The sequence below is a fragment of the Micromonospora sp. CA-269861 genome (genome assembly GCF_050948505.1).
GTDB lineage: Bacteria > Actinomycetota > Actinomycetes > Mycobacteriales > Micromonosporaceae > Micromonospora.
On the sequence record NZ_CP192014.1, the window covers coordinates 3,968,743 to 3,993,394 of the forward strand.

Sequence of the window (24,652 nt, forward strand, 5' to 3'; positions counted from 1 at the left end):
CGGTCGGGTTCAGCGTTCCGGTTTCAGGGCGCGCTCCGGTGAGCCGTCGCGCATTCGGGGCGGCCCGGTCGGGTCGGCGTCCGGCCGGGGTGGGACGTTGCCAGGGTTGCCGGGCAGACGCCGGTCCAGCACAGCCGTGGCCACGGCGTGGGTGATGTTGATGACCACGATGGCCGTCGCCACGATCCCCACCGTTCCGGGGAAGTCCCGTTCGAGGACGAGGGCGAGGATCACCGCGGTGATGCCGTTCTGCTGCCCCCAGGCGAGATAACGCCGGTCGGTCGTGGGCAGGCCACGGGTGATCGGCAGCGACACCACCAGGTGCGCCGTCACGGCGGCGAGACCGAGCACCACGCCCGGGACGATGTCGACACCGTGCACGAGCAACAGCCCGAGCAGGAACGTGGCGACCAGGTACGCCGCCTGGGTGGACCGGCCGACGACGGGGCCGAGTCGGGGTCGGAAGAAGAGCCCGGCCAGCGCCAGGCCGAGCATGAGGAACTGCCACGCGCCGAAGAGGACCAGCGCGATCAGCAGCGCCACGGCAAGCCAGTTGAGCGCCCTACGGACCCGGGGGCGGGGGGCGTCGTCACGGAGGCCAGCGGCATGGAGCAGCCGCCACAGCAGCCAGGCGCCCGCAGCGAAGGCCACGTTGGCGAGCAGGTCGAGCAGCAGATCCAGGGGCCGGTCGCTGATCGCGCCGGCGAGCGCGCCGCCGTCACCTCCGCTGAGGTCAAGGGCGAACGCGGAGACGTAGACGGTGAGCAGCACGGTGATCGGGTCGTCGAACGACGCCCAGATGGACAGGATGGAACGCGCCCGCGCGGAGGTGCGGTCGGGCCGGCTCATCGCGGCTACCGCGAGCGGATCGATCTGGGCGACGGCGACACCGAGGACCAGGAACGCGGGGTCCTGGAAGATCAGCACCATCACCGCGGCGATGAGCGCGGCCTTGGCGACCACACCGACGGTGACGGCCAGCAACACGGTGCCCAGGTGGGCGCGGACCTCGGCGAGGCTGATGTCCCGGGTGCTGCCGACCAGGCCCACCGCCAGCAGGACCGAGGCGAGCATGAGGTAGGCATCGGCGCGTTCGAGCCCGTCCACGTCGCCGGCCCAGGCCACGACCAGCCCGGCCACGGCGGCGGCGACAACGGCCACTGATCTCGCCAGTACGGTCACGGCCACCCAACCGACACGTCGAACCCCCGTTGATCCGAAGTGAGGATATCGGCGCCGGGCAATCACCTCAATCGCGAACCACGTGACCCGCCGGCAGAGTTCAGGCCGGCGCGGTGAGCCGTCGGGCCACGGCCGCCATCTCCTGGTCGGCGAGGGCGACCATGTCCTGGTCCAGCGTGACGCCGACCAGGTAGTCGTCCGCGGACAGCCGGTAGTGGTAGATGGCACCCATCTCCACGTCGAGCACCAGCCGGGTGACGTCCCCGGCGACGGCCCGGCGCAGGTCCCGACCCACCTGCAGTGCCAGCAACGACAGGTCACCGGCGAGGCGCTGGTAGCGGTCGCGCCGATCCGCCACCGTGACACCCCGGTTGAAGAACGTGCCCAGGTCGGGGTGGCCGAGGATGTCGACGGCCCACGCCTGCTCACCCGCCCGGTGGTGGCTCAGATAGTGCAGTCGGTCCGGGCGCAGCACCGCCATGATCGCCCCGTCCGGCGCGGACGCCCCGCTCAGGTGAGGCGGGAAGCCCTCGCCGGGCGCGGTGCCCCCGCGCGGCTCATCGCCCACTCCACCTTCCCAACCGCCCGGGTTCTGCGACCGCTGCCGCAGCAGCCGGCGCAGGTCGGTGGCGACCTGCGCGGCGGCCTGGTCGACGACGCTGACCCGATCCAGGTCGGCCACCGGCTCGATGTCCGTTCCGGGTACGGCGGCGAAGCCGACCACGTGCTCGTTACCCACCACGGAGTTGCAGAAGACGAGACCCGTGTGGGTCTGCACAACGGTGCGGATCAGCGCCCCGGTGTGCAACTCGCCCAACCGGCGGTTCAGCTCGCTGACCCGGTAGACCAGTTGGGCGCCGACACGGCGGTACCCCTCGCGGCGCTGCTCCGGGGTCGTCTCGGCGTCGGGTACCGGGGTGGAGGGATGGTCGAGCAGGTCCAGCGCGAAGTCGAGCACGCCAGTGGTGTAGTGGGCCACGTGGTAGACGCCGTAACCACCGAGCAGCAACCCTCGGCAGAGGTCACGCTTCTTACGGAAACCCGGGACGTCCTGCTCGGCCGACTCCTCGATCAGGACGTCGTGCAGTTCCGGATCGGTCACCAGGTCGCTCCCTCAGCTCTGCGGCACATCGATGTCGGTGTCGGTCAGGGCGGCAGCACCACCGGGGGTGCCGTCGCACAGCGCGCGGATCGCCGTGCGATTCGCGGCAGCGTCCCGGGTCACCGGATGGCCGCGGCCGAGGTAGCTCAGGGCTGTCGCGTGCGCCTCCTCCTGCACCGACAGCGCGCCGCCCGGATCGCCGCCGGCGGCCAGGTGACCGGCCTGGGCGGTGGTCGCCGCCAACGTCCACGGGTGCGCGTCGCCGAGCTTGGCGCGCAGCGAACGCAGACCGCGCTCGCCATACCAGACGGCCTGGTCAAATTCCCCCAGGCCACGCTGGAACAGGCTCAGGTTGACCGAGCAGACGGCGGTGAAGGGGTGCCCCGCCGCCAGTTTCCGCTCGTAGCCGCGCAGGCAGCGCATGGCGCTCTTCACGGCGATCCCGGCGTCGCCGGCCCGGTAGTAGTCGGCTGCCAGACTGAGCAGGCTGCCCCGGGTGAGGGGGTGATCCTCGCCGAGGTTCTTGACATAGCCGCTGTACGTCTCGGCGCTGCGCTTCTTGGCCGGTATGGTCAGACCGAGGCGTCGTTCGGTGACGGCGAGGCTGCGGTGGACCCGCAACTCGTCGAGAAGGCTGCCGCTGGGCAGCTCGTGGATGCGGGCCAGAGCCTCCCGCAGGGTGGCCAGTGACTGCTCATACTCGCCGACCTCCCGCTCGCACGTGCCGACCTGGCACGATGCCCGCCAGGTCCGCGGGTCTTCCGGGCCGAACAGCAGCATCCGGCGGTCGCGTTCCTGGCGAGCCAACCGCAGGGCCTCCGGGGCGTCACCGGTGAGCAGGAACGAGATACCGAGGTTGTTCACCGCCATCCGGGTGCTCGGGTGGTCGTCGCCGACGACCTCGCGGAAACCCTTGAAGGTGGCCTGGTCCTCCACCAGGGCGTCCTCGAATCGGCCGAGGCCGCGCAGGTCACCGCCTCGACCGCGACCGGCGACAAGAGTGTGGATGTGGCGCAGCCCGTAGCGGCGACGCTGCTCGCTGAGCACCCGCTCGTCCAGACGCAGCGCCTCCTGGTAGTTGCCCAGCGCCCGCTGCAGATTCGCGGTCTGAACGAACAGCCGCATGGTCAGTTGGTCGAGTTCGTCGCCGCCGTCCCACCGATCGCACGCCGCCGAGGCCAGCAGCAGCGCGGATCGCCAGGTGTCACTGTCATTGGACAGGTAGAGGTGACGCACCTGCTTGACGACCCAGTGACGGACCTGCTGGTCGTCGGACTCCAGCGCGCCGGCGGGGACGAGGTGCTGTTGCAGTTCGTCAAAGACGTCGGTGTAGCGGCGAGCGTCGGCCTCCGGATCGGTCGGAGCGTAGCCGGCAAGGCCCTGGAGGACTTGCTGGTGCCGCTCGCACCGCTGCGGCTCGGGGATGGCCTCTCGAAGCAGCACCTGGATGGCGCGGTGCATCCGCAACGCCGACCCGTGCCCCCAGTCGACGTCGTACAGCGCGAAGCGGGCACCGACGGTGAGGACAAGGTCCACCTCACCGGCGTCGAGCAGTAGCTCGTCCGTGGGGCTGCCGGACGCCGCGGCGAGCTGGGTCAGCATCGACGTGGACCGTAGCAGCGGCAGCCCGACGCCCTCCGGGGAGAGGAAGGCGCTCAGCTCGGCCAACCGGATGGCCAGGTCGCCGAAGGAGGTGGCCCGCAGCGCCTCCAATGTCACCCGCAGGACCCGGGCGACGCTGGAGGTGTGCGATCCGGGAATGTGTTCGCCGGGATCCTCGTCGGACTGCCCGTCCAGCGCGACCAGCAACTCCCGTACGCCCTGGCCCACCGCCTCCAGGCTGGGCACCCCGGCGCGCTCCAGCCCCAGGGCACGTTGACGCATCCAGGCGGTCGCCAGACGCAGGGCCAGCGGCAGGTGCTCCAGCGCCACCGCGACCGACCGGGCGTCCTCAGTACTGATGCCGAGCACCCGGCGCAGCATCGCGACGCTCTCGTCGCCGGTCAGGGCGGCGACCTCCAACGGGGACGGCAACCCGGAGGAGCCGTCGTCCCGCGAGGTGATCAGGACGTGGCCGACACCGTCACGCGGTCGAAGGCCGGTCAGTACGTTCCCGTCGTCGGCGTTGTCGTAGATCAGCAGCCAGCGTTGGAAGGCGCCGTCGGCCGCGGAAAGTGCCTTCAGCGCAGCCTCTGCCGCCCCGGTGCTGTCCACCGCCTTGATCTCGTCGGCGAGCGCACCGAGCCCGGTCTGCACGGTCTCCCGGTCCTGGGCGGGAATCCACCAGACCACGTCGTAGTCGTAGGCGAACCGGTGGGCGAACTCCCGCGCCAGCTCGCTCTTGCCGACTCCCGCCCCGCCGGTGAGGGTCACTGGGCCGTCCTGGCTGGTGAGGTGGTCGCGCAGCCGCTCAAGATAGTCGTCGCGCCCGACGAACGACGGGTTACGGGGTGGCACGTTGAACCGCACCCGGCGGTCGGGGTCCGCCGGGTAACGCGGCACGTTGCGCAGGTCGCCGGACGGTTGCGCGGGGGCGATCAGACCGAGTTGGCTCAGCAGCAACGACTGCGCCCGGACGGCGTCGGCGGCACGCAGGTCGACGACCCGTTCGGGGTCGAACGGCTCCCGCCACGCGTCGCCGGCCACCAGCACGCCGAGCACCTCCGTCGACCGGTCAGCGCCGGCCGGGCGAAGCCCGGTCAGGTCCGTCCCGGCGAGATCGGGCGAGAGGACCGCCAGCACAGTGGTGTGCTGCGCGAAGTCGGGCTGTGCGCCGGAGCCCGTCGCCCTCAGGTGGGTCCGGACGCCCGCCCGGCGCAGTTGCCCGCCGATCCAGTCCGCCCAGGGCCGGTCGACCGGGTCGTACGTCACGACCATGTCGCCGAGATTCTCCGCCGGGTCCAGCAGCACCGCATGCCGGTAACGCCGGCGGATCCGCTCCGCGACGGGCGCCGCCCGGGTGACGTCACCGCCGCTGATCCATTCCGTGATCCGCTCGTACGCGGTCAACGGGCTGTTCGCGTCGTTCGGCTCGTCGGCGAGCACGGACAGCACGTCGTCGAAGGTGTCGTAGTTGTGCGCCGGCACCTCCACGATCCCGGCCGCGGCGGGGTTGGAGGCGGCGCCCGGCGGCTTCTCCAACAGCCAACCGAAGGCTTGCCGGACGTAGTCACGGGACCCGCCGTGCCCGGGGTCGGGAACCTCGTGCAGGGTCGGCGCGGCGAGCACCCGGATCCCGCCGACGGCCCGTTGCTGCAGCTCCTTGGCGAGCCCGGCGGCATGTTGCACGGACAGTCGACGAGGTGGCATGCAGACCACCGCGACGTCGCTGAGCACCGCGCAGTGCGTGATCCCCGGTGCGCTCAGGTCCACCGGGGCGTCGATGAGGACGTAGTCGTAGTCGGCCTGCTGGAGCAACTGCCGGATGCGGGCGGCATCCCCGGTGGGCAACCCATCGGTGGTGGCACCGAGGCCGACCATGCTGAACGTCGCGGTCGAGCCCGACACCGCGTACCGGTAGAGGATGCCCTGCTCGGGCGCGGGCGGCGCGATCACCGTGGAGGGCGACGCCGGCGACGCGTCCGACGCGGGGGTGAGCGCGGCGGCAAGGTCCTCGCCCAGCTCCCGGGCCGCCGCGACGGCATCCACCTGCGCCGGGCGCAGGAAGTCGTAGACCCGGGGGGTCTTCGGACACCAGTCGACGGCGAGCACCTTCTTGCCGTTGCCGGCGAGGATCCAGGCGACGTTGGCCACCGCGCTGCTGCGGCCGGTGTCGTCGGAGGGTGACACGAACGAGACGATCGTGACGACACCCGGTGTCTCATCCCTGCTGATGTTCATCGGTCTCCCCCGAACCGGGCAATGGTGCGGGTAGCCTGCGTCGCCGCGGCACCCGTGGGGTCAGTCGTCGCCATCGAGGGCGCTTTCGAAGCCTGCGTACTGGTCACCGGCGGCGGCGCGGCGGTCGAGTCGTGCCAGTGCGGCGACGAGCACACCACCGGGAATCGCGTCCAGCGCGGCGAGGTCCACGTCGGTCAGGTCGATCAGGTCGGAACGGAGGTCGTCCTCTTCGGTGTCCATCTCCGACCACCGCCTGTCTCCGTGTCGTGCCGCGCCCGGTCGCCCCCACCGCCGGGCCAGACATTGACCGGTGGCCAGATCCGCTGAGTGTGCTCATGATAACCGTGCGCCGCCCCGACGACGGACACCCGGATGGCGAACGGACCAGGTAGGACGGGTTCGTCCGGGCACCGGCCGGTCAGCTGCGGCACCCGGAACGTCGCCTGTCAATGTATGCTCCACCCTGGTAGGTGGCCCGACCGGCGACCGACAGGACGGCGGAGCGTCTAATGCCCGGACCCGTTGGCGGCCGCCGGCCGTCACCCGGCACGGTGGTCTGCTCCGTGCCACCGGGGCGTCCGGTCCCCTTCCGACAGTTCGTGGTGAAGCTTCACAGCCGCTGCGACCTGGCCTGCGACTACTGCTACGTCTACACGATGGCCGACCAACGCTGGCGGTCCCGGCCCCGGACGATGTCAGCGGCGACACTCGCACGCACAGGTGAGCGGATCGGCGAGCACGCCCGCCAGCACCGCCTGGATGGGGTGAGCGTCGTGCTGCACGGCGGGGAACCGCTGCTGGCCGGGGTCGCCGGTGTCGAACGGGCCGTCGAGCTGCTGCGGCGCGGTGCCGCCCCAGTGCCCGCGCGGATCGCGGTGCAGACCAACGGCGTCCGCCTGGACGGCCCCTTCCTGCGCCTGTTCGACCGGCTCGACGTCGGGGTCAGCGTCAGCCTCGACGGGGACCGCGCGGCGCACGACCGGCATCGGCGAGGTCCGGACGGTCGGGGCAGCCACGACCGGGTCGAGGCCGCCCTGGACCAGTTGACCGGGTCATACCGGCGGTTGTTCAACGGACTGCTGTGCACTGTGGACCTTCGCAACGATCCGGTCCGGACCTACCGCAGCCTGCTGGCCCACCGTCCGCCGGTGGTGGACTTCCTGCTGCCACACGGCACCTGGTCGTCGCCGCCCGCGGGTCGCCCCGCCGACCCACGGCAGGCCCCGTACGCAGACTGGCTGACCGCCGTCTTCGACGAGTGGTACGCCGACGACGGTCGACAGACCCGGATCCGCCTCTTCGACGAGATCATCCAGCTCCTGCTGGGCGGCTCCTCCCGGCTGGCCGGGGTGGGGGTCAGCCCGGTTGCCGTGGCGGTGGTGGAGACCGACGGGGCGATCGAGATGGACGACACCCTCGGTGCCGCCCACGCCGGTGCCGGCAGCACCAGCCTGCACGTCGACCGGGACACCTTCGACGCCGCGCTGGACCAGCCCGGCGTCCGTGCCCAGCAGTCCGGGGTGGCCGGGCTCTGCGCCCAGTGCCGCGCCTGCGACCTGCGCCAGGTCTGCGGCGGCGGCCTCTACACGCACCGGTGGCACGCCGGCCGCGGCTTCGACAACCCGTCGGTCTACTGCGCGGACCTGTACCGGCTCATCGCTCACATCCGCCGCACCCTGCGGCGGGACGTGGCAGCAGTGCGGGAGGCGCACCGGTGACGACAGCCGGACACCGGCTGCCCGGGAGGGTCGTCGACGGGCTCGCCACGGGCGGAGGCGGTCCAGCCGCCCTTGAGCTGCTGCGCGCCGCCCAGCACAGCAAGAACCTGCTGCTGGTCCGGTCGCTGGTCGTCCTCACCCACCGGGTGGACCATCCGGACCGGGCGGCGGTCGAGGCGGCGTACCGCGTGGTGGGCGGCCTGGAGCAGGGCCAGCGCCGGGCGGCGTGGGGCCATCCGCCGGTGGCCGCCTGGGCCTTCGGCACCGCGGCGCTGCTGCATCGGGGTGACCGCGCGGCAGCGTACCCCGGTCTGCTCGCGGCGGTCGCCGCCGCCGCGGTGGTGCGGGCCCGGGCGGACGCCGACCTGGACGTGCCGCTCGACCCGGCCACGCCGGGCCGGCTGGACCTGCCCGGCCTCGGCACCCTGCGGGTCGACCCCGCGGCGACCCGCGCCCGCGTGCGCTGCGTGGGCGGGCGGGCCGAGGTGCGCTGCGCCGGGGAGCGGACCGAGATCGGGTACGACCACCCGCCCGACCACCGCTGGCGGCCCGTCCCCGAGCTGCGCGCCACCCACGGCGGGTTGGCGCTGCGGCTGCTGCTGGACACCGGCACCTGGCGGCACGTGCCGATGGGGGCCGAGGGCCGCGCCCACCCGATCGCCGGTTTCGTGCGCGACCCGGGTAGGTGGCAGCACCGGCTACGCGGGGCGTGGCGTCTGCTCACCGACGAGCACCGGGCGGTCGCCGAGGAGGTGTCGGTGGCGCTGCGCGCGCTGGTACCGCTCGAAGCGCCGCGGTCCGGGGTCCGCAGCGGCACGTTCCATCACGGGTTCGGCGCGGTGGCGATGTCGCTGCCGCCGGATTCCCGCGCCGCCGCGGTCACTCTCGCCCACGAGATCCAACACCTGAAGCTGGCCGCGCTGACTGACCTCTTCCCCCTGGTGGAGCCTGGTCCGAACGAGTCTTTCTACGCGCCGTGGCGGCCCGACCCCCGCCCCCTGGAGGGTCTGCTGCACGGCGCGTACGCCCACCTGGGGGTGGCCGGCTTCTGGCGACGGCAACGGCTCATCGAGCAAGATCGGGCGGCCCGGCACCACGCCGAGGTCGAGTTCGTCCGCTGGACCCGGGCCGCCAGGCAAACCGTGCGGGTGCTGGCCGCGCAGCCACGCCTGACCCCGGTCGGCCGGCGTCTGGTCGAGGGCATGGCACCGGTCCTCGACCGGTGGGCCTCGGAACGGGTGACTCCCCACGCGGTGGACGACGCCGGACGACTGCTCGCCGCGCACCACGCCCGCTGGGAGCGGGCCGAGGCGCGACCGGGGTGACAGCGAGGCTTGACGATCTCCTCTACGCTGTGCCGCATGGGGGACGCTAACGGGCAGCCCAGCCGACGTGAGTGCTTCGTCATCGCTCCGATCGGCCCGGAGGGCTCCGAGATCCGCCGCCGCAGCGACCAGATCCTCAAACACGTCATCCGCCCGGTCGTCGAGGCCCGGGGTTACCAGGCGATCCGGGGTGACGAGATCGAACGCGCCGGCCTGATCACCTCACAGGTGCTCGACCGGATCATCCAGAATGACCTGGTCATCGCCGACCTCACCGATCAGAACGCCAACGTCTTCTACGAACTGGCGGTGCGGCACGCGCTACGCAAACCCTTCGTGCAACTGATGGCGAAGGACCAGCAGCTCCCCTTCGACGTGCAGGGCATGCGGACGATCCTGGTCGACCACACCGACCTGGACAGCGTGCACTCGGCCATGGAGCAGTTGGGCCGTGCCATCGACGCGATCACGACCGATGCCGACATCGTCACCCCGATGTCCGTCGCGCTCACCCTACAGGACCTCCGCGGCTCGTCGAGCCCGCACGAGACCGGCCTCTCGCAGGTCATCGAGACACTGCCGCAGATGATGGACATCCTCCAGGACCTGCAACGGCAGGTTGGTGGCGGCGGTCCCGTCGAGCCCTCCGAGGCGGACGACTACCGACGGCTGCGCAGCCTCATCGTGTCGCTGACCGACCGTGGCGTGGTGACCGAGCAGGACCTGGCCGGTCTGGCCGGCGGGGCCAGCAGCAAGTTCGACAAGTGGGTGCAGCACCTCGTCAAGCGCTCCAACGGCGCCAGCTGAGCAGGTGCCCCTATCCGCCTGCGCGAAGAGACGGGAACAACTGCCGTCGAAGTGAACCGGCTCTTATTAACGGCCGTCGATAATTGTCCGACAGGCGACGGAAGTAATCTGAGCCAGATAACCGACAGGGTCATTCTTCGACTACCGGGATAACCTGCTTTTCGTCCGCTCGACGAAGCGGTTAGCCCTATGGAGGATGTCATGTTCATCGTGGCGACACAGGATCCGAATACCCGCGGCCAGTCTGAAGGACCCGATTCGGGTGCGGCCGCGTGGGGCGCCCTCCTGCCCATCGACGCCGGCCTCACCCAGGCCGAGGCGGATCGTCAGTTGGCCACCTACCTCGCCGGGGTGCAGGCGGGCGAGCCGCTGTGCATCCGTGCGCACGGCAACGACGAGGAAATCGGTGACGCCGAGGCCGGCGCCAAGGACTGGGGCTGGACCTACAAGAAGCTCGCCAGGATGCTGGCCACCCACCTCACCGCCACCCCGAGCGTCGTCCTGATCCGGTCGTGCGCCGAAGAGGTGACAAACTTTCCTACTCAGATGGCGGTCCGGCTGGAGTCGAACTGGCCGGGCGCGAACCACCTCGACGGGGTCGTCATCTACGGCTACAACACGTCCGTCAAGGTCAGCACACCCGTTCCCTCGCCGCAGCAACTGGCCAAGAACGTACAGGTCCAGCCGGTCGTCATCTCGTTGTGACCGACGCTGCATCTAGCAATTCATCAGTCCGGCGATGTCTTTCAGCGTTTTAGGTTTCCCGCATTGAACTGGCGCATTCGCGCAAGATTGACACTCCAGATTCCTTGAGCGTCCGAGTGCCGGTCTCGTGCGGTGCGTCAGTACCCGGGTACGCGTGGCTCGCCGCCCCCCGTTGGGCAGGCTCGCGGGTCGGCGGCGAAGCGTTAGCCGCGGGCAGCGTCAACATGGCGTTCCGCAGCCGCAAGGCGGTCAGCGACGCCGACCTGAGCTCATCGACCGGTTGGTCTCGGCGGCCCAATCCGTGCGGGTAGGGTCCAGTCACGGTCGACGAAAGGCAGATCAACCATGGCTATTCCCCAGCTGACGGCAGCCGACGGCACCACCCTGCCGGCGATCGGGCTCGGCACGTACCGGCTGAACGGCTCGGCGGGTGTCGACGCGATCGGTCAGGCGATCCGGGCGGGCTACCGGTTGATCGACTCGGCGGTGAACTACGAGAACGAGGGCGCGGTCGGCCGGGCAGCCCGGGCGGCGGACGACGTGCGGGACGAACTGGTCGTCACCTCGAAGCTGCCGGGGCGGCACCACCGCTACGACGAGGCGCTGACCACCATCGAGGAGAGTGTGTTCCGCACCGGCCTCGACCATGTCGACCTGTACCTGATCCACTGGCCGAATCCGAAGGTCGACCTGTACGTGCAGGCCTGGCGGGCGCTGATCGAGGCGCGCGAGCGTGGGCTGGTTCGGCACATCGGGCTCTCCAACTTCCTGCCCGAGCACATCGAGCGGCTGGCGGCCGAGACCGGGGTCGCCCCGGTGGTCAACCAGATCGAGGTGCACCCGTACTTCCCGCAGCAGGAGGCGATCGACTACCACCGGGAGCAGGGCATCCTGGTGCAGGGTTGGAGCCCGCTCGGCCGTGGCAACGACCTGCAGGAGCACCCCGTCGTCGTGGAGATCGCGACCGCGCACGGCGTCAGCCCGGCGCAGACGATCCTCGCCTGGCACGTGGCCCGTCAGGTGATTCCGCTGCCCAAGGCCGCCTCCCCGCAGCGGCAGGCCGAGAACCTTGACGTCTTCGGTATCAAGCTCACCGACGCGCAGGTCGAGGCCATCACCGCGCTGGGCCGCGCGGACGGGCGTCTCGCGGACCAGGACCCGGCGGTGTACGAGGAGTTCTGATCGCCCCGGGCCGCAGACTGTCACCGGGTCGGGAGAGCATGGAGTGTGCTCGACGGACTTGACGACATCGACTGGGCGCGGCTGGGCCACGCCTACGGGGCGGCCGACGACGTGCCCGGCCAGCTGCGCGCCCTGCGCTCCCCCGACCCGGCCACCCGGGACGAGGCCCTGGGCGACCTCTACACCAACGTCTTCCACCAGGGCGGCCGGTTCGAGGCGAGCGCGTACGCCGTGCCGTTCCTGCTGGAACTGCTCGCCGATCCGGCCACCCCGGACCCGGCGGCGGTGCTCGGGCTGCTGAGCGTTCTGGCCGTCGGGTACGACGAGGGTTTCCTGCCGGATGGCTTCCCGGTGGCCGAGTACCGGCGGACCGCCGAGGGCGGGCGTGAGCTGCTCGCCGCCAAGCCGCCACCGTGGACCGGCACCGACGAGTCGACGAAGGAGTACGTCGAGTACACGTACGTCGAGTCGCTGTCCGCCCCGGAGCAGAGTCGGCTGTGGGCGTACGTCGAGTTGGCGACCTACGATGCGGTCCGCGCCGGGGTTCCCGTGTTTCGCACCCTGCTGAAGCATTCCGATCCGGGTGTGCGGACGGTGGCGGCGTACGCCCTCGCCTGGTTTCCGGAGGAAGCGGACGCCAGCGTGTCCGCGCTGGCCGGCGCGATCGACGCGGCTCAGGAGCCGGGCGCGGGGTCGACCCCCGGCGAGGTGGCGACCATGCTGGTGGCGTCGGGGTTGCTGGGTGCCGCGCCGGACGTCAGTTGGTTGGCCGATCCGCGCCCGGTGCTCCGCTGGGCCGCCGCGATCGGTCGGGTCCGGGTCCTCGGCGCGGCGGTCGACCCGGCGACAGTCGAGGAGCTGTTGAGTTGGGCGTCGGCGCCACCCGACGACGCCGGCACCGGGCCGGTCGAGGGCGAGTGGGTGCCGTTCCTCGACGGTGATCGCGGCGGTTACGCGGGCCTCGCAGTGCGGCAGCTCGGCCCGCAGCACGAGGACGCCGCCTTCGACGCGCTGCTGGGCCGGCTGCCCACGGTCAGCGGCGAACGGTCGCTGACGGTGCTGGGTGTGGCGTTGCGCCTCGCGTTCCCGGACGGTCCGGCGGCGGCAGGGACGCCGGTCGCGGCGTTGCCGCCCCGGCAGCGACGGCTCGCCGAGGTGCTGGGCCGGTCGACCGAGCCGTGGCTCATCGACGGGCAGGAGTTCGGCAACGTGGCGATGCTCGTCGGAGAGTACGGCCTGCCGAGGAGCCGCGAGGCGATGCTGGCGTACCTCGGACGCGTGCCGTAGTCACCCGGGCCGTAAGGGCGGCCGAGCGCGGTCAGCTGTGGGGCGAGAAGTCCGCACCCTGGACGTACTCCATTGCCTTGGTGAACTCGGGGTCGGTGAGCCGTCGACCCATCTCCTCCTCGGTGGGCTCCGCCACGCGCTGATGGATCCACCACAGGTTGCCGAGCGGGTCGCGGAAACGGCTGACCCGGTCGCCCCAGAAAAGCTCGGTCGGCTCCGTGACGACGCTCGCGCCGCGTTCGACGGCCCGGCGGAGCACTTCGGCGTCGTCGGCGACGTAGAGACGCAGGAAGGCGGGCGTTGCCGGCCACTGGGGTTTGTCGAACATCATCACGACCGAGTCGCCGATGCGAACCTCGGCGTGGCCGATCACCCCGTCCACCTCCATGCGGGCCAGTTCGGTGGCGTCGAAGACGCCGACGATGAAATCGATGAGCGCGCCCGTGCTCCCCGGCGAGATGATCCAGGGCGTCACGGTGTGGTAGCCGTCGGGAACAACCTTCATCGGTCCGTCTCCTCATTCCAGTGCGGCGTCCGCGCACTCAGATGGGCGACGGTAGACCTGATCTAGGCTGGTACCTGTCCTAGATCGAGGGCCATCATGGGAGCATGCGCGACACACCGGCCCGCCTGTTACGCCTGCTCTCCCTGCTGCAGACTCCCCGCGAATGGCCCGGCAGCGAACTCGCCGAGCGTCTCGCGGTCACCCCGCGGACCGTGCGCCGCGACATCGACCGGCTGCGGGAGCTCGGCTACCCGGTCCACGCCAGCCTGGGCGTACTGGGCGGCTACCGGCTGGTCGCGGGCAAGGCGATGCCACCGCTGCTGCTCGATGACGAGGAGGCGGTGGCGATCGCCGTCGGCCTGCACACCGCCGCCCGGCAACCGGTCGCCGGCATCGCCGAGGCCTCGGTGCGGGCCCTCGCCAAACTGCAGCAGGTGCTGCCGCCGCGGCTGCGCCGCCACGTCAGCACCCTCACCACGGCCACCGTGTCGTCGACCGCGGCGGCGGTGTCGCTTGTCGACCCGACGCAGCTCATCGTCCTCGCGGCGGCGGCCTCGGCGCACGAGCGGGTCCGCTTCGACTACCGCGACGGTGACGGCGGCCTCAGCCGGCGGCTCGTCGAACCGCACCGCCTCGTCGTGGTGGGCCGCCGTTGGTACGTCGTCTCCTACGACAACGAGCGCGAGGACTGGCGCACGTTCCGCGTCGACCGCATCGAACATGCCACCACCACCGGGGTACGGGTGCCGCCCCGCGAGCTACCGACCGACGACGCGTCCGCGTTCGTGACCGACCAGCTCTACAGCCTGGCACCGGTGTTCCGGGCGGTGGCGACGCTCGCGGTGTCGGCTGAGCAGGCGGCTGCCCGGCTGGGCGACCACGCCGGCGAGTTGGAGCCGCTCGACGGCGCGTCGTGCCGATGGCACAGCCCGGAGGACACAGTCGACTGGCTCGCCTTCCGGCTCACGCTGCTCGGGTGCGACTTCACCGTCCACGGGCCGGCGGAGCTGGTCGACCACGTGCGTCGGCTCGGCGGCCGCATCACGCGCGCCGTGGCCGCACCGGCAACGGACGTCGGCGTGGGCTGATGCCGTGATGAGCGTTATGACGCTGCGGCAAAGCTGTACCGCCGGGTCATAACGCTCACCACCACGTCCGTCGCGGACCGTCGACCGGGTGCTTAGACAAGCCCGCCGAGGGCCGGGTCGCTGATGCTGTCCCTGCCGTTCTCGACATGGCCGGCGCAGCGGTACGCGAAGTCGGCGTCACCCGCGACGTGCACCGTGAGGTCGTACCAGCCGTGGGTGCGGGCGAGCGCCCACGTCGCGCGCTCGGTGTCGCCGGGGCGCAGCGACAGCTTGACCGGACGCGAGTTGTACCCGTCCCGGACGGTCACCTCGACCCGCTTCGATCCGCGGTTGGTGAGCGTGAGGACGACCTTGTCGTTCCGGCCTTCGTACGAGGGGGTGACGTCGAGGTGGGAGCGGCCGCCGGTGAACCGGCGGAAGAACCCGTTCGGCCCGTGCACCGACAGGTCGTACCCGGACGTGACCGGCCAGGTGTCGCTCAGGTGCTTGCCCGGCTCGACGGTGTAGCTGCGCGGGGCGTCCGCGCTGCCGGCCTGGCGGACCTGGAAGACCGCGGCGACCCCGCCGGAGTTACGGAAGTCGATCCGGAACGCGCCATCGCCGAGACGCCCGTCGGCGTGCAGGGTGTACGGGATCGGCCGCGCCGGGCGTACCCCGTGCTCCTGCTTCGGCAGCCGCTGGTCGGCCGGCGGGACCGGCACCTCGTCGGGGTGCCGGACCAGCTCCTCGGGCTTGAAGTCGTCGGTGTCGGGCAACCTGACCTGGCGTGAGCGGTTCGGGTGCCGGAAGTCGAAGGCAGTGGTCAGGTCGCCGACGACGGCCCGCCGCCACGGGGTGATGTTCTTCTCGATCAGGTCCGGCCGGCCGTGCCCGAACCGCGCCTCCAGGAACTTGATCAGTGAGGTGTGGTCGAAGACCTGCGAGTTCACGTAACCGCCGCGCGTCCACGGCGAGACGATGATCATCGGCACCCGGATGCCGAGGCCGTACGGCCCGGCCGGGTGATCGGCGTCGCCGGGGAAGATCTCGTTGGTGGTCGGCACTGTCGACTGCCCGTGAGCACGGGTCTGCGGGGGCGTCGGCGGGACCACGTGGTCGAAGAAGCCGCCCTCCTCGTCGTACGTGATGAAGAGCGCCATCTTGCTCCACACCTCGGGGTTCGAGGCAAGGATGTCGATGACCTGGGAGATGTACCAGGAGCCGTAGGCCGGCTCCCAGTTCGGGTGCTCGGTGTACGCCTCCGGCGCGGTGATCCAGGAGACCTCCGGCAGGCGTCCCGCCTCGACGTCGGCGCGGAAGTCGGCAAGCAGCGCCTCCGGGTCGCGGCCCTGGGTCCTGATCTCCGTGCCGGTCTTGGCCCTGTCGGCCAGCGGCGTTCCGGGCTGCGCGTTCTGGTACTTGTGGAAGTAGAGCAGCGAGTTGTCGCCGTAGTTGCCGATGTACGGGTCGTTGGTCCAGCCCCAGGACCCGGCGGCGTTGAGGCCGGTGCCGACGTCCTGGTAGATCTTCCAGGAGATGCCGTTGCGCTCCAGCCGCTCCGGGTACGTGGACCAGTCGTAGCCGGCCTCCGCGTTGGTGATGACCGGGCCGCCGTCCTTGCCGTCGTTGCCGACCCAGCCGCTCCACATGTGGTAGCGGTTCGGGTCGGTCGGCCCCATCAGCGAGCAGTGGTAGCTGTCGCAGACGGTGAAGGCGTCGGCGAGCGCGTAGTGGTACGGCAGGTCCTGGCGGGTGTGGTAGGTCATCGCCGTGACGCCCTTGTTCGGCACCCACTTGTCGAACCGGCCGTCGTTCCAGGCGGCGTGCCCGTCGTTCCAGCCGTGCGGCGGGTCCGGCAGGAAGGTCTGGCCGAGGTCCTTCACCTCGGGGCGGAAGGGCAGCAGCTCGTCGGTCCCGTTGGGCTGGTGCCACACGTCCTTGCCGGACGGCAGTGTCGCCGGATGGGGGTCACCGAATCCGCGCACGCCGCGCATGGTGCCGAAGTAGTGGTCGAAGGAACGGTTCTCCTGCATCAGGATGATGACGTGCTCGACGTCCTTGATCGAGCCGGTCCGGTTGTTCGCCGGGATGGCGAGCGCCTTGCTGAGGTCCAACGGGAGCGCCGCGCCGATCGCGGGAACTCCCATCGCCTTGAGGAACGTACGGCGATCCACAGTGCCCATAACTCCGCCTTTGTGCGACCTGGTCGGGAAACTGGCGACCGGACGCTACCGACGACGGGTTGACGGCAGATGACCGTGGTTTGTGGGTTTTGCGACTATTCGATGCCTGCTCGGGCTCATGCCGTGCACGCGTTTGAAGGCCGCGCTGAAGCCGAAGGCGTCCGCGTACCCGAGGTGCCGCGCCACGGCGGCGACCGTCGCCGTCGATTCGGCGAGCATGTCGGCGGCCACTGTCATCCGCCAGTCGGTCAGGTAGGTGAGCGGCGGTTCGCCCACCAGCTCGGTGAACCGTTTTGCCAGTGTGGACCGGGAGACTCCGGCCTGCGCGGCCAGGCTGGCCAGGGTCCACGGTCGTCCCGGCGCGTCGTGCATGGCGCGCAGCACCGGGCCGACAGTGTCGTCGCTCAGCGCGCGGTACCAGCCGGGCGCCTCGGCCTCCGGCTGGTCGAACCAGTCCCGCACGGTGCACACCAACAACCAGTCCAGGAGGCGGTCCAGTACGACCTGCCGTCCGGGCCGACCCGCGTCGAGCTGGGCGTCCAGGTAGTCGCGCAGCGCGGCGCAGTCGTGCTCGTCAGGTACGACGAGCACCGGCGGCAGCGCACCCAGCAGCCGCTGGGGCACCCGACCCCGGACGTGGTACACGCCGACCAGCAGCGCCGGGTGCTCGGTGTGGGCCGCGTCCACCGGGTCGACAAGCGCGGTCTGGCCGCGCCGGACGTCCCGCAGTTCCCCGGGCTCGAAGCTCGACCGGGGCTCGGCGGAGAAGACGAACGGTGCCGGTCCGCGCACGGCGGCGGCCTCTCCGACCCGGACCAGGCGGGGCTTGTCGCTGTCCGGATGGGAGATCCAGCCCTCGCCGCGCATCGGGACGCAGAGCGTCAGCGGGGCGCCGTCGGTGAACCGCAGCGCCCACGGCGGCGTCAGCACCGACCGGCCGAAGGCCGCGCCGTCGGCGTGCACGCCCCGCAGGAGATTGTCGAACGGGTCCATGGCACCGACGATAGGTCGCGGAGCATGGATCACGGACGATCAGACATGCCTGGCGTACGACAGCACATGTCCCGCCCCGCACCGGGCCTGTTGACTCGTGGTCATGACGACGGACGCACCTTCGACACTCGTGATGGCCGGGACCGGCAAGACCGGTCGCCGGCTGGTCCAGACGCTGCGGACGGCGGGTCAGCGGGTCCGGGCCGCCTCCCGCTCGGGCGAGGTCCGGTTCGACTGGTCCCGGCGGGACACGTGGCAGCCGGCTCTGGCGGGAGCCTCGGCGGTCTATCTGCTCGCTCCGCAGGACCCCGCGCTGGCCGCCGACTTCGTGGCCCTCGCGGTCGAGTCAGGTGTCGGGCGGATAGTGGCGCTCTCCGGCCGGGGGATCGACCAGGTCGGTGACTTCTCCCCCGGCATGGTCGCCGCCGAGGAGGCGGTGCGGAAATCCGGAGTCGAGTGGACGATCATCCGGCCGAACAACTTCAGTCAGAACTTCAGCGAGGACCTGTTTCGCCAACCGCTGCTCGACGGTCGGCTGGCCCTGCCGATGGGCGCCACCCCGGAGCCGTTCGTCGACGCCCAGGACGTCGCCGACGTGGCCGCGACGCTGCTGACGTCGCCGGGGCACCACGAACAGGTGTACGACCTGTCCGGCCCTCGTGCGCTCACCTTCGCTGTGGCGGTGGCGACGATCGCCAGGGCGACCGACCGTTCGATCCGCTACGTGGAGCTGACCCCGGAGCAGTACCACGCCGAACTGCTCGCCGAGGGCTATCCGGAGGAGGCGGCCACGGCGTTGAACTCCCTGTTCGCCGGGATGCGGGCGGGTCATCTCGCCGAACCGACCGACGGGGTGCGTCGGGTTCTCGGACGGGACCCGCTCGACTTCGACAGCTACGCCGCCCGGGCGGCGGCGGCCGGCGCGTGGTCGTAGTCCTCGGCGCGTGAGCACGGCTGCGGGCGGTGTGAGAGCGGGGTAACAGGTGATCTGGCCGCAGACCGCCAGCACCCCGACGTACCGTGAGATCGTGCCGACGAGAGAGACACTCACCAAGGCTGACCTCGCCGAACTTCGCCGCTCGGCGCTCGGGACGGCCAATCCGCTCGGTGTCGCCGCCGACGTCGCGGAGGCCGCCGAGCAGGGCCGGTTGGAGGATCCGGACGACGCCGGGGACGCGCTGACGCTGGCCGCCGAGATCGCGGAGATCCGAGCGAGGCCCGAGGCCGCGTTGCGGTACGCGGAGCAGGCGCTGGCGGCGTACCCGTCCGGGGATGATCCTCGGGCCGGGTTCGCCCGTGCGCTGCGGGCCCGTGTCCTGTTCCGGGCCGGCGGTCGCGACGACGAGGCGATGTCGGAGCTGACAGCGCTGCGCCCGTTGCTGCTCGTGCAGCCCGACGCCCCGGCTTATGTCAGTGCCGCGCTGGACGCCGGTGGGCGTTCGGCGACCGCTGAGACGTGGCTGAGCGAGGCGGTCGACACAGTGCTCAACGAGCGCGCGACCGCCGCGTCCGGGCCGGCCAGCACCACGATCGACCCGGTGGTCGATCTCGGTCCCCCGGATGCGCCGGGTGTCGCCTTCTTCCTGTTGCAACAACGGCATCGGGTACGCCGGAATTTGAACCTGCCGCACGACCGGCAGGACGACCTGGCGGACCGGCTGGAGACCCAGCTCGTGCGTCGGGCCGAGGAGCGTCGGGACGCCGAGTCGGATCTGCTCTTCTGGCCGCGGGCCGAGTTTGATCGCCTGCTCGCCGAGTATCCAGCCCTCGCGGAGGTGTACGGGCCGGACTGGGATGCGCACCGGGGCCGGTTGGAGACGGAGTTGGTGCGGCTGAGGGGTGCCGGTCAGGCCGGGTTGGGCGTGTTCGGCGCGACGGTGGCCGGGTTGACCGCGTTCGCCGGTCGACGTGGCGGTGACCCGGCCGACGTGGCGGTCCGGGCGGGCTACGCGGCCGAGGTGTCGGCGCGACCCAGCGCGCGGATCGCCTGGCCGCCGGAGCGCAACGACGCCTGCTGGTGCGGCTCGGGCCTCAAGTACAAGAAGGACTGCCTACCGCGCTCCCGGAGCTGAGCGCCACAGCCACCCACGCCGAGGTGGCGGCCGGCCTGGCCGAGAGTAGCGTCCCTGACGGCTTGACCTCAGTAGCCGTTAGGAGAGACCCCGTGCTGGTCATCGCGCATCTCAGTGACACCCACCTCGACAGCCATCCCCGATCGGCCGAGCGGACCGCCCGGGTCATGGACCACCTGCACGGTCTGCCACGACCTGTCGACGCGATCCTGATCACCGGGGACGTCGCCGACCACGGCGAGGTGGCCGAGTACGAGACGGCCGCGAAGCTTTTCGCTTCGCCGTTGCCGGTCATGGTCTGTCCCGGCAACCACGACGTGCGCGACGCGTACCGCAAGGGTCTGCTCGGTGACGACCGCGGCGGTGACGGCCCGATCAACGCCCGCCATGACGTGGCCGGAGCGGTCTTCCTCCTCGCCGACTCGTCGGTGCCCGGCGCGGACGAGGGTCACCTGGACGAGGAGACGATGGCCTGGCTCGCCGACGAGTTGGGATCGGTGCCTGCCGAAACGCCGACGTTCATCGCCCTGCATCACCCGCCGGTGGTGCTGCACCACCCGGTCATCGACCCGATGCGGCTACTGCCGGCCGACCCGCTGGCCGACCTCGTCGCCGCCCACCCGCAGGTCGTCGCCGTGCTGACCGGGCACTTCCACACCGCCGCCGCGAGCACCTTCGCGGGCCGTCCACTGCGGATCGCGCCGGGTGTGGTCTCCACCCTGCGGATGCCCTGGGAGGGCGAGGGCCCGTTGGCCACCCAGACTCAGCCGCCCGGCGTCGCATTCCACGTGTACGACGACGCCGGACTGCTCACCACCCACTACCGGGTGGTGGTCTGAGCATGCGCGGGGTCGCGGTGCTCGGCTTCCTGCTCGCCGTCGCGCCGATCACCGCCACGCCGGGCGCGAGCCTGACCCTGGTCGTCTCGCGGGTCGCCAGCGGCGGGCGGCGGCAGGGCTGGTGGGTGATCCTGGGTACGGTGACCGGGCTCTACGTGCACGCCACGCTGGCCGCTGTCGGCCTGGCCGCGCTGGTGCTCCGCTCGTCGCAGGCGTTCTGGGTGGTCAAGCTGGTCGGAGCCGGTTATCTGGTCGGGCTCGGGCTCTGGATGCTCTGGTCCGCGTCGCGCCGTCGCACGGGGGCGGGCCGGCGACCGACGGTTCCCGCCCGAAGGCTGCCCTGGCGGGTGGACCACCCGTACCTGCAAGGGTTACTCGGCAACGTGCTGAATCCCAAGGCCGCCGCCGTCTACCTCACGTTGGCACCGCAGTTCCTCGAACCGGGCCGACCGGTGCTGGTGCCGATGGTGCTCCTCGCCACGGCGCACGCCGCGCTGGCCACCTGTTGGCTCGCCGGCTGGACCGTCCTCTCCGGTGCCGCCGCCCGGTTGCTGCGCACCGCATCGGTGCGACGACTGCTCGATCGGCTGACCGGCGCGCTCCTGGTCGGCCTCGGTGTACGTGCGGCGGCGACCTGAGTCCGCCGCGGCCGGCGCGTCGCCGACTCTAGGACGGAGCACTGAGGCAAATCAATACTTGAAGAAGTTAAATATTCGCCTTAGATTTCGTCCATGTTTCCTGGGATCGACACCGGTACGTTCGCCGGGCCACCGGCGGCGACGGCGGTTTTCACGACGGTGTTGACCGAGGGGCCGGTGAGTCGGGTCGCGCTCGCGCGCCGGCTCGGGCTCTCCTCCGCCGCCGTCACCAAGGCCGCCCGGCCGCTCATCGACCTGGGTTACCTGCACGAACTGGCCGCCACCGAGCGCTCCGGGCCGGGCGCCGGACGCCCCGCAAGCCCCCTCGCGGTACGCGCCGAACGTGAATTCTTCCTCGGCGTGAAGATCACCGCTGACGAGGTGATCGGCGTGGTCTGCGACCTGCGCGCCCAGGTCCATGCCAGCGCCCGCCGACCGTTGGACGACGCCGACGTCGACGCGGTCCTCACCGAGGTCGGCCGGCTCGCCGACGACCTGTTCGGCGCGTTCCCCGGCGACCGGACCCGCGTCCGACGGCTCGGGCTGGCCCTCTCCGGCGACATCGACCGCGGCATCGGCCTGGTGCGCTACTCGCCGTTTCTGCACTGGCGGGACGTGCCGCTGGGCCGACTCGCCGCCCAGCGCACCGGTCTCACCGTCACCGTCGAGAACGACGTCAAGGCGCTCACCGCTGCCGAGCACTGGTTCGGCGAGGGGGTGGGGGCGGAGTCGTTCGCCCTGGTGACCGTGGGCACGGGCATCGGCTGCGGCCTGGTCGTCAACGGCCGCCTGGTCTCCGGCTCGTACGGCGTGGCCGGCGAGATCGGCCACCTCACCGTCGACGCCACCGGCCCGGACTGCCACTGCGGCGGTCGCGGCTGCGTCGAGTCGATCGCCGGCACCGACGCCATCGTGGCCCAGGCCCGCGACCGCACCGGCCGCCCCGACCTCACCATCGACGAGGCGGTGACCCTGGCCCGCGGCGGCCACGAGCAGGTGCGGGCCGTCTTCGCCCGGGCCGGCGGCGCGATCGGGTGCGCCATCGCGGCCGTCGCGAACCTGGTCGGGCCCACCCGCATCGTCGTCTCCGGTGAGGGGCTGGCCGCGTACGACCTGTTCGACAGCCACATCCGCACCAGCTTCGAACGGCAGGCCTTCGGTGCCGCCGCACGGTGCGCCCTCTCCATCCGCCCGTTGCCCTTCGAGGAGTGGGCCCGCGGAGCGGCAGCCGTGAGCATCCAGTCGCTCGTCGTCCCCTGACCCGGCGTCATCCCGGCCACCGGCCGCCCATAGCGCTCGACTCGACCCACAGTGCCACCAGGAGGTTGACCATGCCGTCACCGACAACCCCCCGCAGACAGCCCCGCACCCGAGTGCCGCTCGTCGCGGCGGCGCTGGGCGTGCTCCTCGCCGCGGGCGCCGCCCCGGCCCAGGCCGCCCCGACGACGTCTCAGGCCGCGCCGGCGCAGGCCGCCGCGGAGATCGCGCAGCGCCCCTTCATGGGGTGGACCAGTTGGACCATGCAGTCCTCGAAGTACCCGGGCCTGAATCCCGACGGCGACTACAGCTACCTCACCGAGGCCAACGTCCTGAAGCAGACCGACGCCCTCGCGACCAGGCTGAAGCCGTACGGCTACGAGTACGTCAACATCGACGCGGGCTGGTGGCGGAACAACGACTGGGTGCCGAGGTTCGACGGGTACGCCCGGCAGACGCCCGACCCGGTGCGTTTCCCGCGCGGGATGCAGGCGGTCGCCGAGCACATCCACGGCAAGGGGTTGAAGGCCGGCATCTACCTGCCCGTCGGGCTGGAGAAGGAGGCGTACGCCAACGGCGCGGCGCCGATCTGGAACGCCGCCGACTGCACCACAGCGGACATCGTCTACCCGGACCTGCGCACCACCAACGGGTGGGACAGCGCGTACAAGCTGAACTTCGACAACCCCTGCGCACAGAAGTACATCGACTCGCAGGCGCAACTGTTCGCCGACTGGGGTTACGACTTCCTCAAGCTCGACGGGGTGGGCCCTGGCTCGTTCAAGTCCGGCGACAACTACAACAACGTGGCCGACGTGGCCGCCTGGCAGAAGGCCATCGCCACCGCCGGCCGCCCGATCCACCTCGAACTGTCCTGGTCGCTCGACATCGGCCACGCCGCCGACTGGAAGCGGTACTCCAACGGGTGGCGGATCGACACCGACGTCGAGTGCTACTGCAACACCCTGGTCAGCTGGGAGAACTCGGTCGACGACCGGTTCGACGACGCCCCGGCCTGGAGCCGCAAGGCCGGCCCCGGCGGGTGGAACGACCTCGACTCGCTCAACGTGGGCAACGGCGAGATGGACGGCCTCACCAACGCCGAGCGGCAGTCGTACGCCACGCTCTGGGCGATCTCGAAGTCACCGCTGTACACCGGGGACGACCTCACCCGCCTCGACGACTACGGGCTGTCGTTGCTGACCAACCGCGAGGTCATCGCCATCGACCAGAACGGGGGCGCACCCGCCCGGCCGGTCACCCCGGCCGGTGACCAGCAGGTCTGGGGCGCGAAGAACCCGGACGGCAGCTACACCGTTGCCCTGTTCAACCTGGCCGACGCGCCCGCCTCGGTCACCGCGCACTGGGCGTCCTTCGGCTTCACCGGCAACGCCTCGGTCCGGGACGTGTGGAACCGCCGCGACCTCGGGACGAAGAAGAACACGATCACCGCGGCGCTGCCCGCGCACGGCTCGCGGCTGTTCACCGTACGGCCCGGTGCCGCGCTCGCCACGACCAGCTACGAGGCCGAGGCCCCGGCCAACACCCTGACCGGCAACGCCTCCGTCGGCGGCTGTGACGCCTGCTCCGGAGGCAGGAAGGTCGGCAACCTCTACGTCGGTGGCGCGGTGCGGTTCAACGACGTCACCGTACGCACTGACGGCATCTACACCGTCGCCGTCTCCTACGTCAGCGGCGACGCGCGCTCGGTGCACGTCTCCTCCAACAGCGGCAACGGCAGCTACCTGAAGTTCCCCTCCACCGGTGACTGGGGCACCGTCGAGACGGTCAGCGTCCAGCTGGCGCTGAAGGCGGGCACCAACACCATCACCTTCGACAGCGGCACCTGGTACTCCCCCGACATCGACCGGATCGCCGTACCGCAGACCCTCTGACGTGCCCCGCGCGGCCCGGCGCGACAGCCGGGCCGCGCCCGGCGCGCGCATCCGC

20 protein-coding genes are annotated in these 24,652 nt (G+C 71.2%); 13 read left to right on the forward strand and 7 right to left on the reverse strand.

The window, feature by feature from the left end:
* Positions 1-9 precede the first annotated feature (9 nt).
* The 4 genes from ACQP0U_RS18330 to fxsA all read right to left on the reverse strand — a co-directional run bounded on the left by ACQP0U_RS18330 (position 10) and on the right by fxsA (position 6,364).
* Complete coding sequence (locus tag ACQP0U_RS18330) at positions 10-1,188, reverse strand: hypothetical protein (RefSeq protein WP_433308614.1); 1,179 nt, start codon at positions 1,186-1,188, stop codon at positions 10-12.
* 94 nt (positions 1,189-1,282) lie between these two features.
* A complete protein-coding gene (locus tag ACQP0U_RS18335; RefSeq protein ID WP_433308616.1) occupies positions 1,283-2,284 on the reverse strand; it encodes a hypothetical protein in 1,002 nt (333 codons plus the stop codon).
* Between the two features lie 12 nt (positions 2,285-2,296).
* Positions 2,297-6,124, reverse strand: a complete 3,828-nt coding sequence (gene fxsT, locus ACQP0U_RS18340; RefSeq protein ID WP_433308618.1) for an FxSxx-COOH system tetratricopeptide repeat protein — start codon at positions 6,122-6,124, stop codon at positions 2,297-2,299.
* Positions 6,125-6,184: 60 nt separating this feature from the next.
* Entirely contained in the window at positions 6,185-6,364 is a 180-nt protein-coding gene (fxsA, locus tag ACQP0U_RS18345; RefSeq protein WP_433308620.1) for an FxSxx-COOH cyclophane-containing RiPP peptide, read from the reverse strand.
* Positions 6,365-6,726: 362 nt separating this feature from the next.
* Here fxsA and ACQP0U_RS18350 point away from each other — a divergent pair, with 362 nt between their 5' ends.
* The 6 genes from ACQP0U_RS18350 to ACQP0U_RS18375 all read left to right on the forward strand — a co-directional run bounded on the left by ACQP0U_RS18350 (position 6,727) and on the right by ACQP0U_RS18375 (position 13,148).
* Complete coding sequence (locus tag ACQP0U_RS18350) at positions 6,727-7,842, forward strand: FxsB family cyclophane-forming radical SAM/SPASM peptide maturase (RefSeq protein ID WP_433308622.1); 1,116 nt, start codon at positions 6,727-6,729, stop codon at positions 7,840-7,842.
* Complete coding sequence (locus ACQP0U_RS18355) at positions 7,839-9,167, forward strand: HEXXH motif domain-containing protein (RefSeq protein ID WP_433308624.1); 1,329 nt, start codon at positions 7,839-7,841, stop codon at positions 9,165-9,167. The genes ACQP0U_RS18350 and ACQP0U_RS18355 overlap by 4 nt, the downstream gene beginning before the upstream one ends.
* Positions 9,168-9,203: 36 nt before the next feature.
* The gene (locus ACQP0U_RS18360; RefSeq protein WP_433308626.1) at positions 9,204-9,974 is read left to right on the forward strand and encodes a hypothetical protein; all 771 of its coding nucleotides are present in this window, start codon (positions 9,204-9,206) and stop codon (positions 9,972-9,974) included.
* Between the two features lie 201 nt (positions 9,975-10,175).
* Positions 10,176-10,679, forward strand: a complete 504-nt coding sequence (locus ACQP0U_RS18365) for a hypothetical protein (RefSeq protein WP_433308628.1) — start codon at positions 10,176-10,178, stop codon at positions 10,677-10,679.
* Between the two features lie 345 nt (positions 10,680-11,024).
* Positions 11,025-11,861 carry an aldo/keto reductase gene (locus tag ACQP0U_RS18370; protein ID WP_433308630.1) on the forward strand — a complete coding sequence of 279 codons (837 nt, stop codon included), beginning with the start codon at positions 11,025-11,027 and terminating at the stop codon, positions 11,859-11,861.
* 45 nt (positions 11,862-11,906) lie between these two features.
* Positions 11,907-13,148 (forward strand): hypothetical protein, encoded by a 1,242-nt coding sequence (locus tag ACQP0U_RS18375; protein ID WP_433308632.1) that lies wholly within the window; start codon positions 11,907-11,909, stop codon positions 13,146-13,148.
* 31 nt (positions 13,149-13,179) lie between these two features.
* On the opposite strand, the gene ACQP0U_RS18380 is transcribed toward ACQP0U_RS18375, so the two are convergent.
* On the reverse strand, positions 13,180-13,653 hold the full coding sequence (locus tag ACQP0U_RS18380) for a VOC family protein (RefSeq protein WP_433308634.1): 474 nt from the start codon (positions 13,651-13,653) through the stop codon (positions 13,180-13,182).
* Positions 13,654-13,757: 104 nt separating this feature from the next.
* Between ACQP0U_RS18380 and ACQP0U_RS18385 the strand changes: the two genes are divergently transcribed.
* On the forward strand, positions 13,758-14,741 hold the full coding sequence (locus tag ACQP0U_RS18385) for a helix-turn-helix transcriptional regulator (protein ID WP_433308636.1): 984 nt from the start codon (positions 13,758-13,760) through the stop codon (positions 14,739-14,741).
* A gap of 92 nt (positions 14,742-14,833) precedes the next feature.
* Here ACQP0U_RS18385 and ACQP0U_RS18390 read toward each other — a convergent pair whose 3' ends face one another.
* Both ACQP0U_RS18390 and ACQP0U_RS18395 read right to left on the reverse strand, forming a co-directional pair.
* Complete coding sequence (locus tag ACQP0U_RS18390; RefSeq protein ID WP_433308638.1) at positions 14,834-16,903, reverse strand: phosphocholine-specific phospholipase C; 2,070 nt, start codon at positions 16,901-16,903, stop codon at positions 14,834-14,836.
* 45 nt (positions 16,904-16,948) lie between these two features.
* On the reverse strand, positions 16,949-17,896 hold the full coding sequence (locus ACQP0U_RS18395) for an AraC family transcriptional regulator (protein WP_433308640.1): 948 nt from the start codon (positions 17,894-17,896) through the stop codon (positions 16,949-16,951).
* A gap of 103 nt (positions 17,897-17,999) precedes the next feature.
* Here ACQP0U_RS18395 and ACQP0U_RS18400 point away from each other — a divergent pair, with 103 nt between their 5' ends.
* The 6 genes from ACQP0U_RS18400 (at position 18,000) to ACQP0U_RS18425 (ending at position 24,597) form a co-directional block, all read left to right on the forward strand.
* Positions 18,000-18,830 carry an NAD(P)H-binding protein gene (locus ACQP0U_RS18400; RefSeq protein ID WP_433308642.1) on the forward strand — a complete coding sequence of 277 codons (831 nt, stop codon included), beginning with the start codon at positions 18,000-18,002 and terminating at the stop codon, positions 18,828-18,830.
* A 94-nt stretch (positions 18,831-18,924) separates the two neighbouring features.
* Positions 18,925-19,968 carry an SEC-C domain-containing protein gene (locus ACQP0U_RS18405; protein WP_433308644.1) on the forward strand — a complete coding sequence of 348 codons (1,044 nt, stop codon included), beginning with the start codon at positions 18,925-18,927 and terminating at the stop codon, positions 19,966-19,968.
* A 92-nt stretch (positions 19,969-20,060) separates the two neighbouring features.
* A complete protein-coding gene (locus tag ACQP0U_RS18410) occupies positions 20,061-20,807 on the forward strand; it encodes a metallophosphoesterase (protein WP_433308646.1) in 747 nt (248 codons plus the stop codon).
* A 2-nt stretch (positions 20,808-20,809) separates the two neighbouring features.
* Complete coding sequence (locus ACQP0U_RS18415; RefSeq protein ID WP_433308648.1) at positions 20,810-21,445, forward strand: LysE family translocator; 636 nt, start codon at positions 20,810-20,812, stop codon at positions 21,443-21,445.
* Between the two features lie 93 nt (positions 21,446-21,538).
* The gene (locus ACQP0U_RS18420) at positions 21,539-22,705 is read left to right on the forward strand and encodes an ROK family protein (protein ID WP_433308650.1); all 1,167 of its coding nucleotides are present in this window, start codon (positions 21,539-21,541) and stop codon (positions 22,703-22,705) included.
* Between the two features lie 71 nt (positions 22,706-22,776).
* The gene (locus ACQP0U_RS18425; RefSeq protein ID WP_433308652.1) at positions 22,777-24,597 is read left to right on the forward strand and encodes an alpha-galactosidase D; all 1,821 of its coding nucleotides are present in this window, start codon (positions 22,777-22,779) and stop codon (positions 24,595-24,597) included.
* Positions 24,598-24,652: the final 55 nt, after the last annotated feature.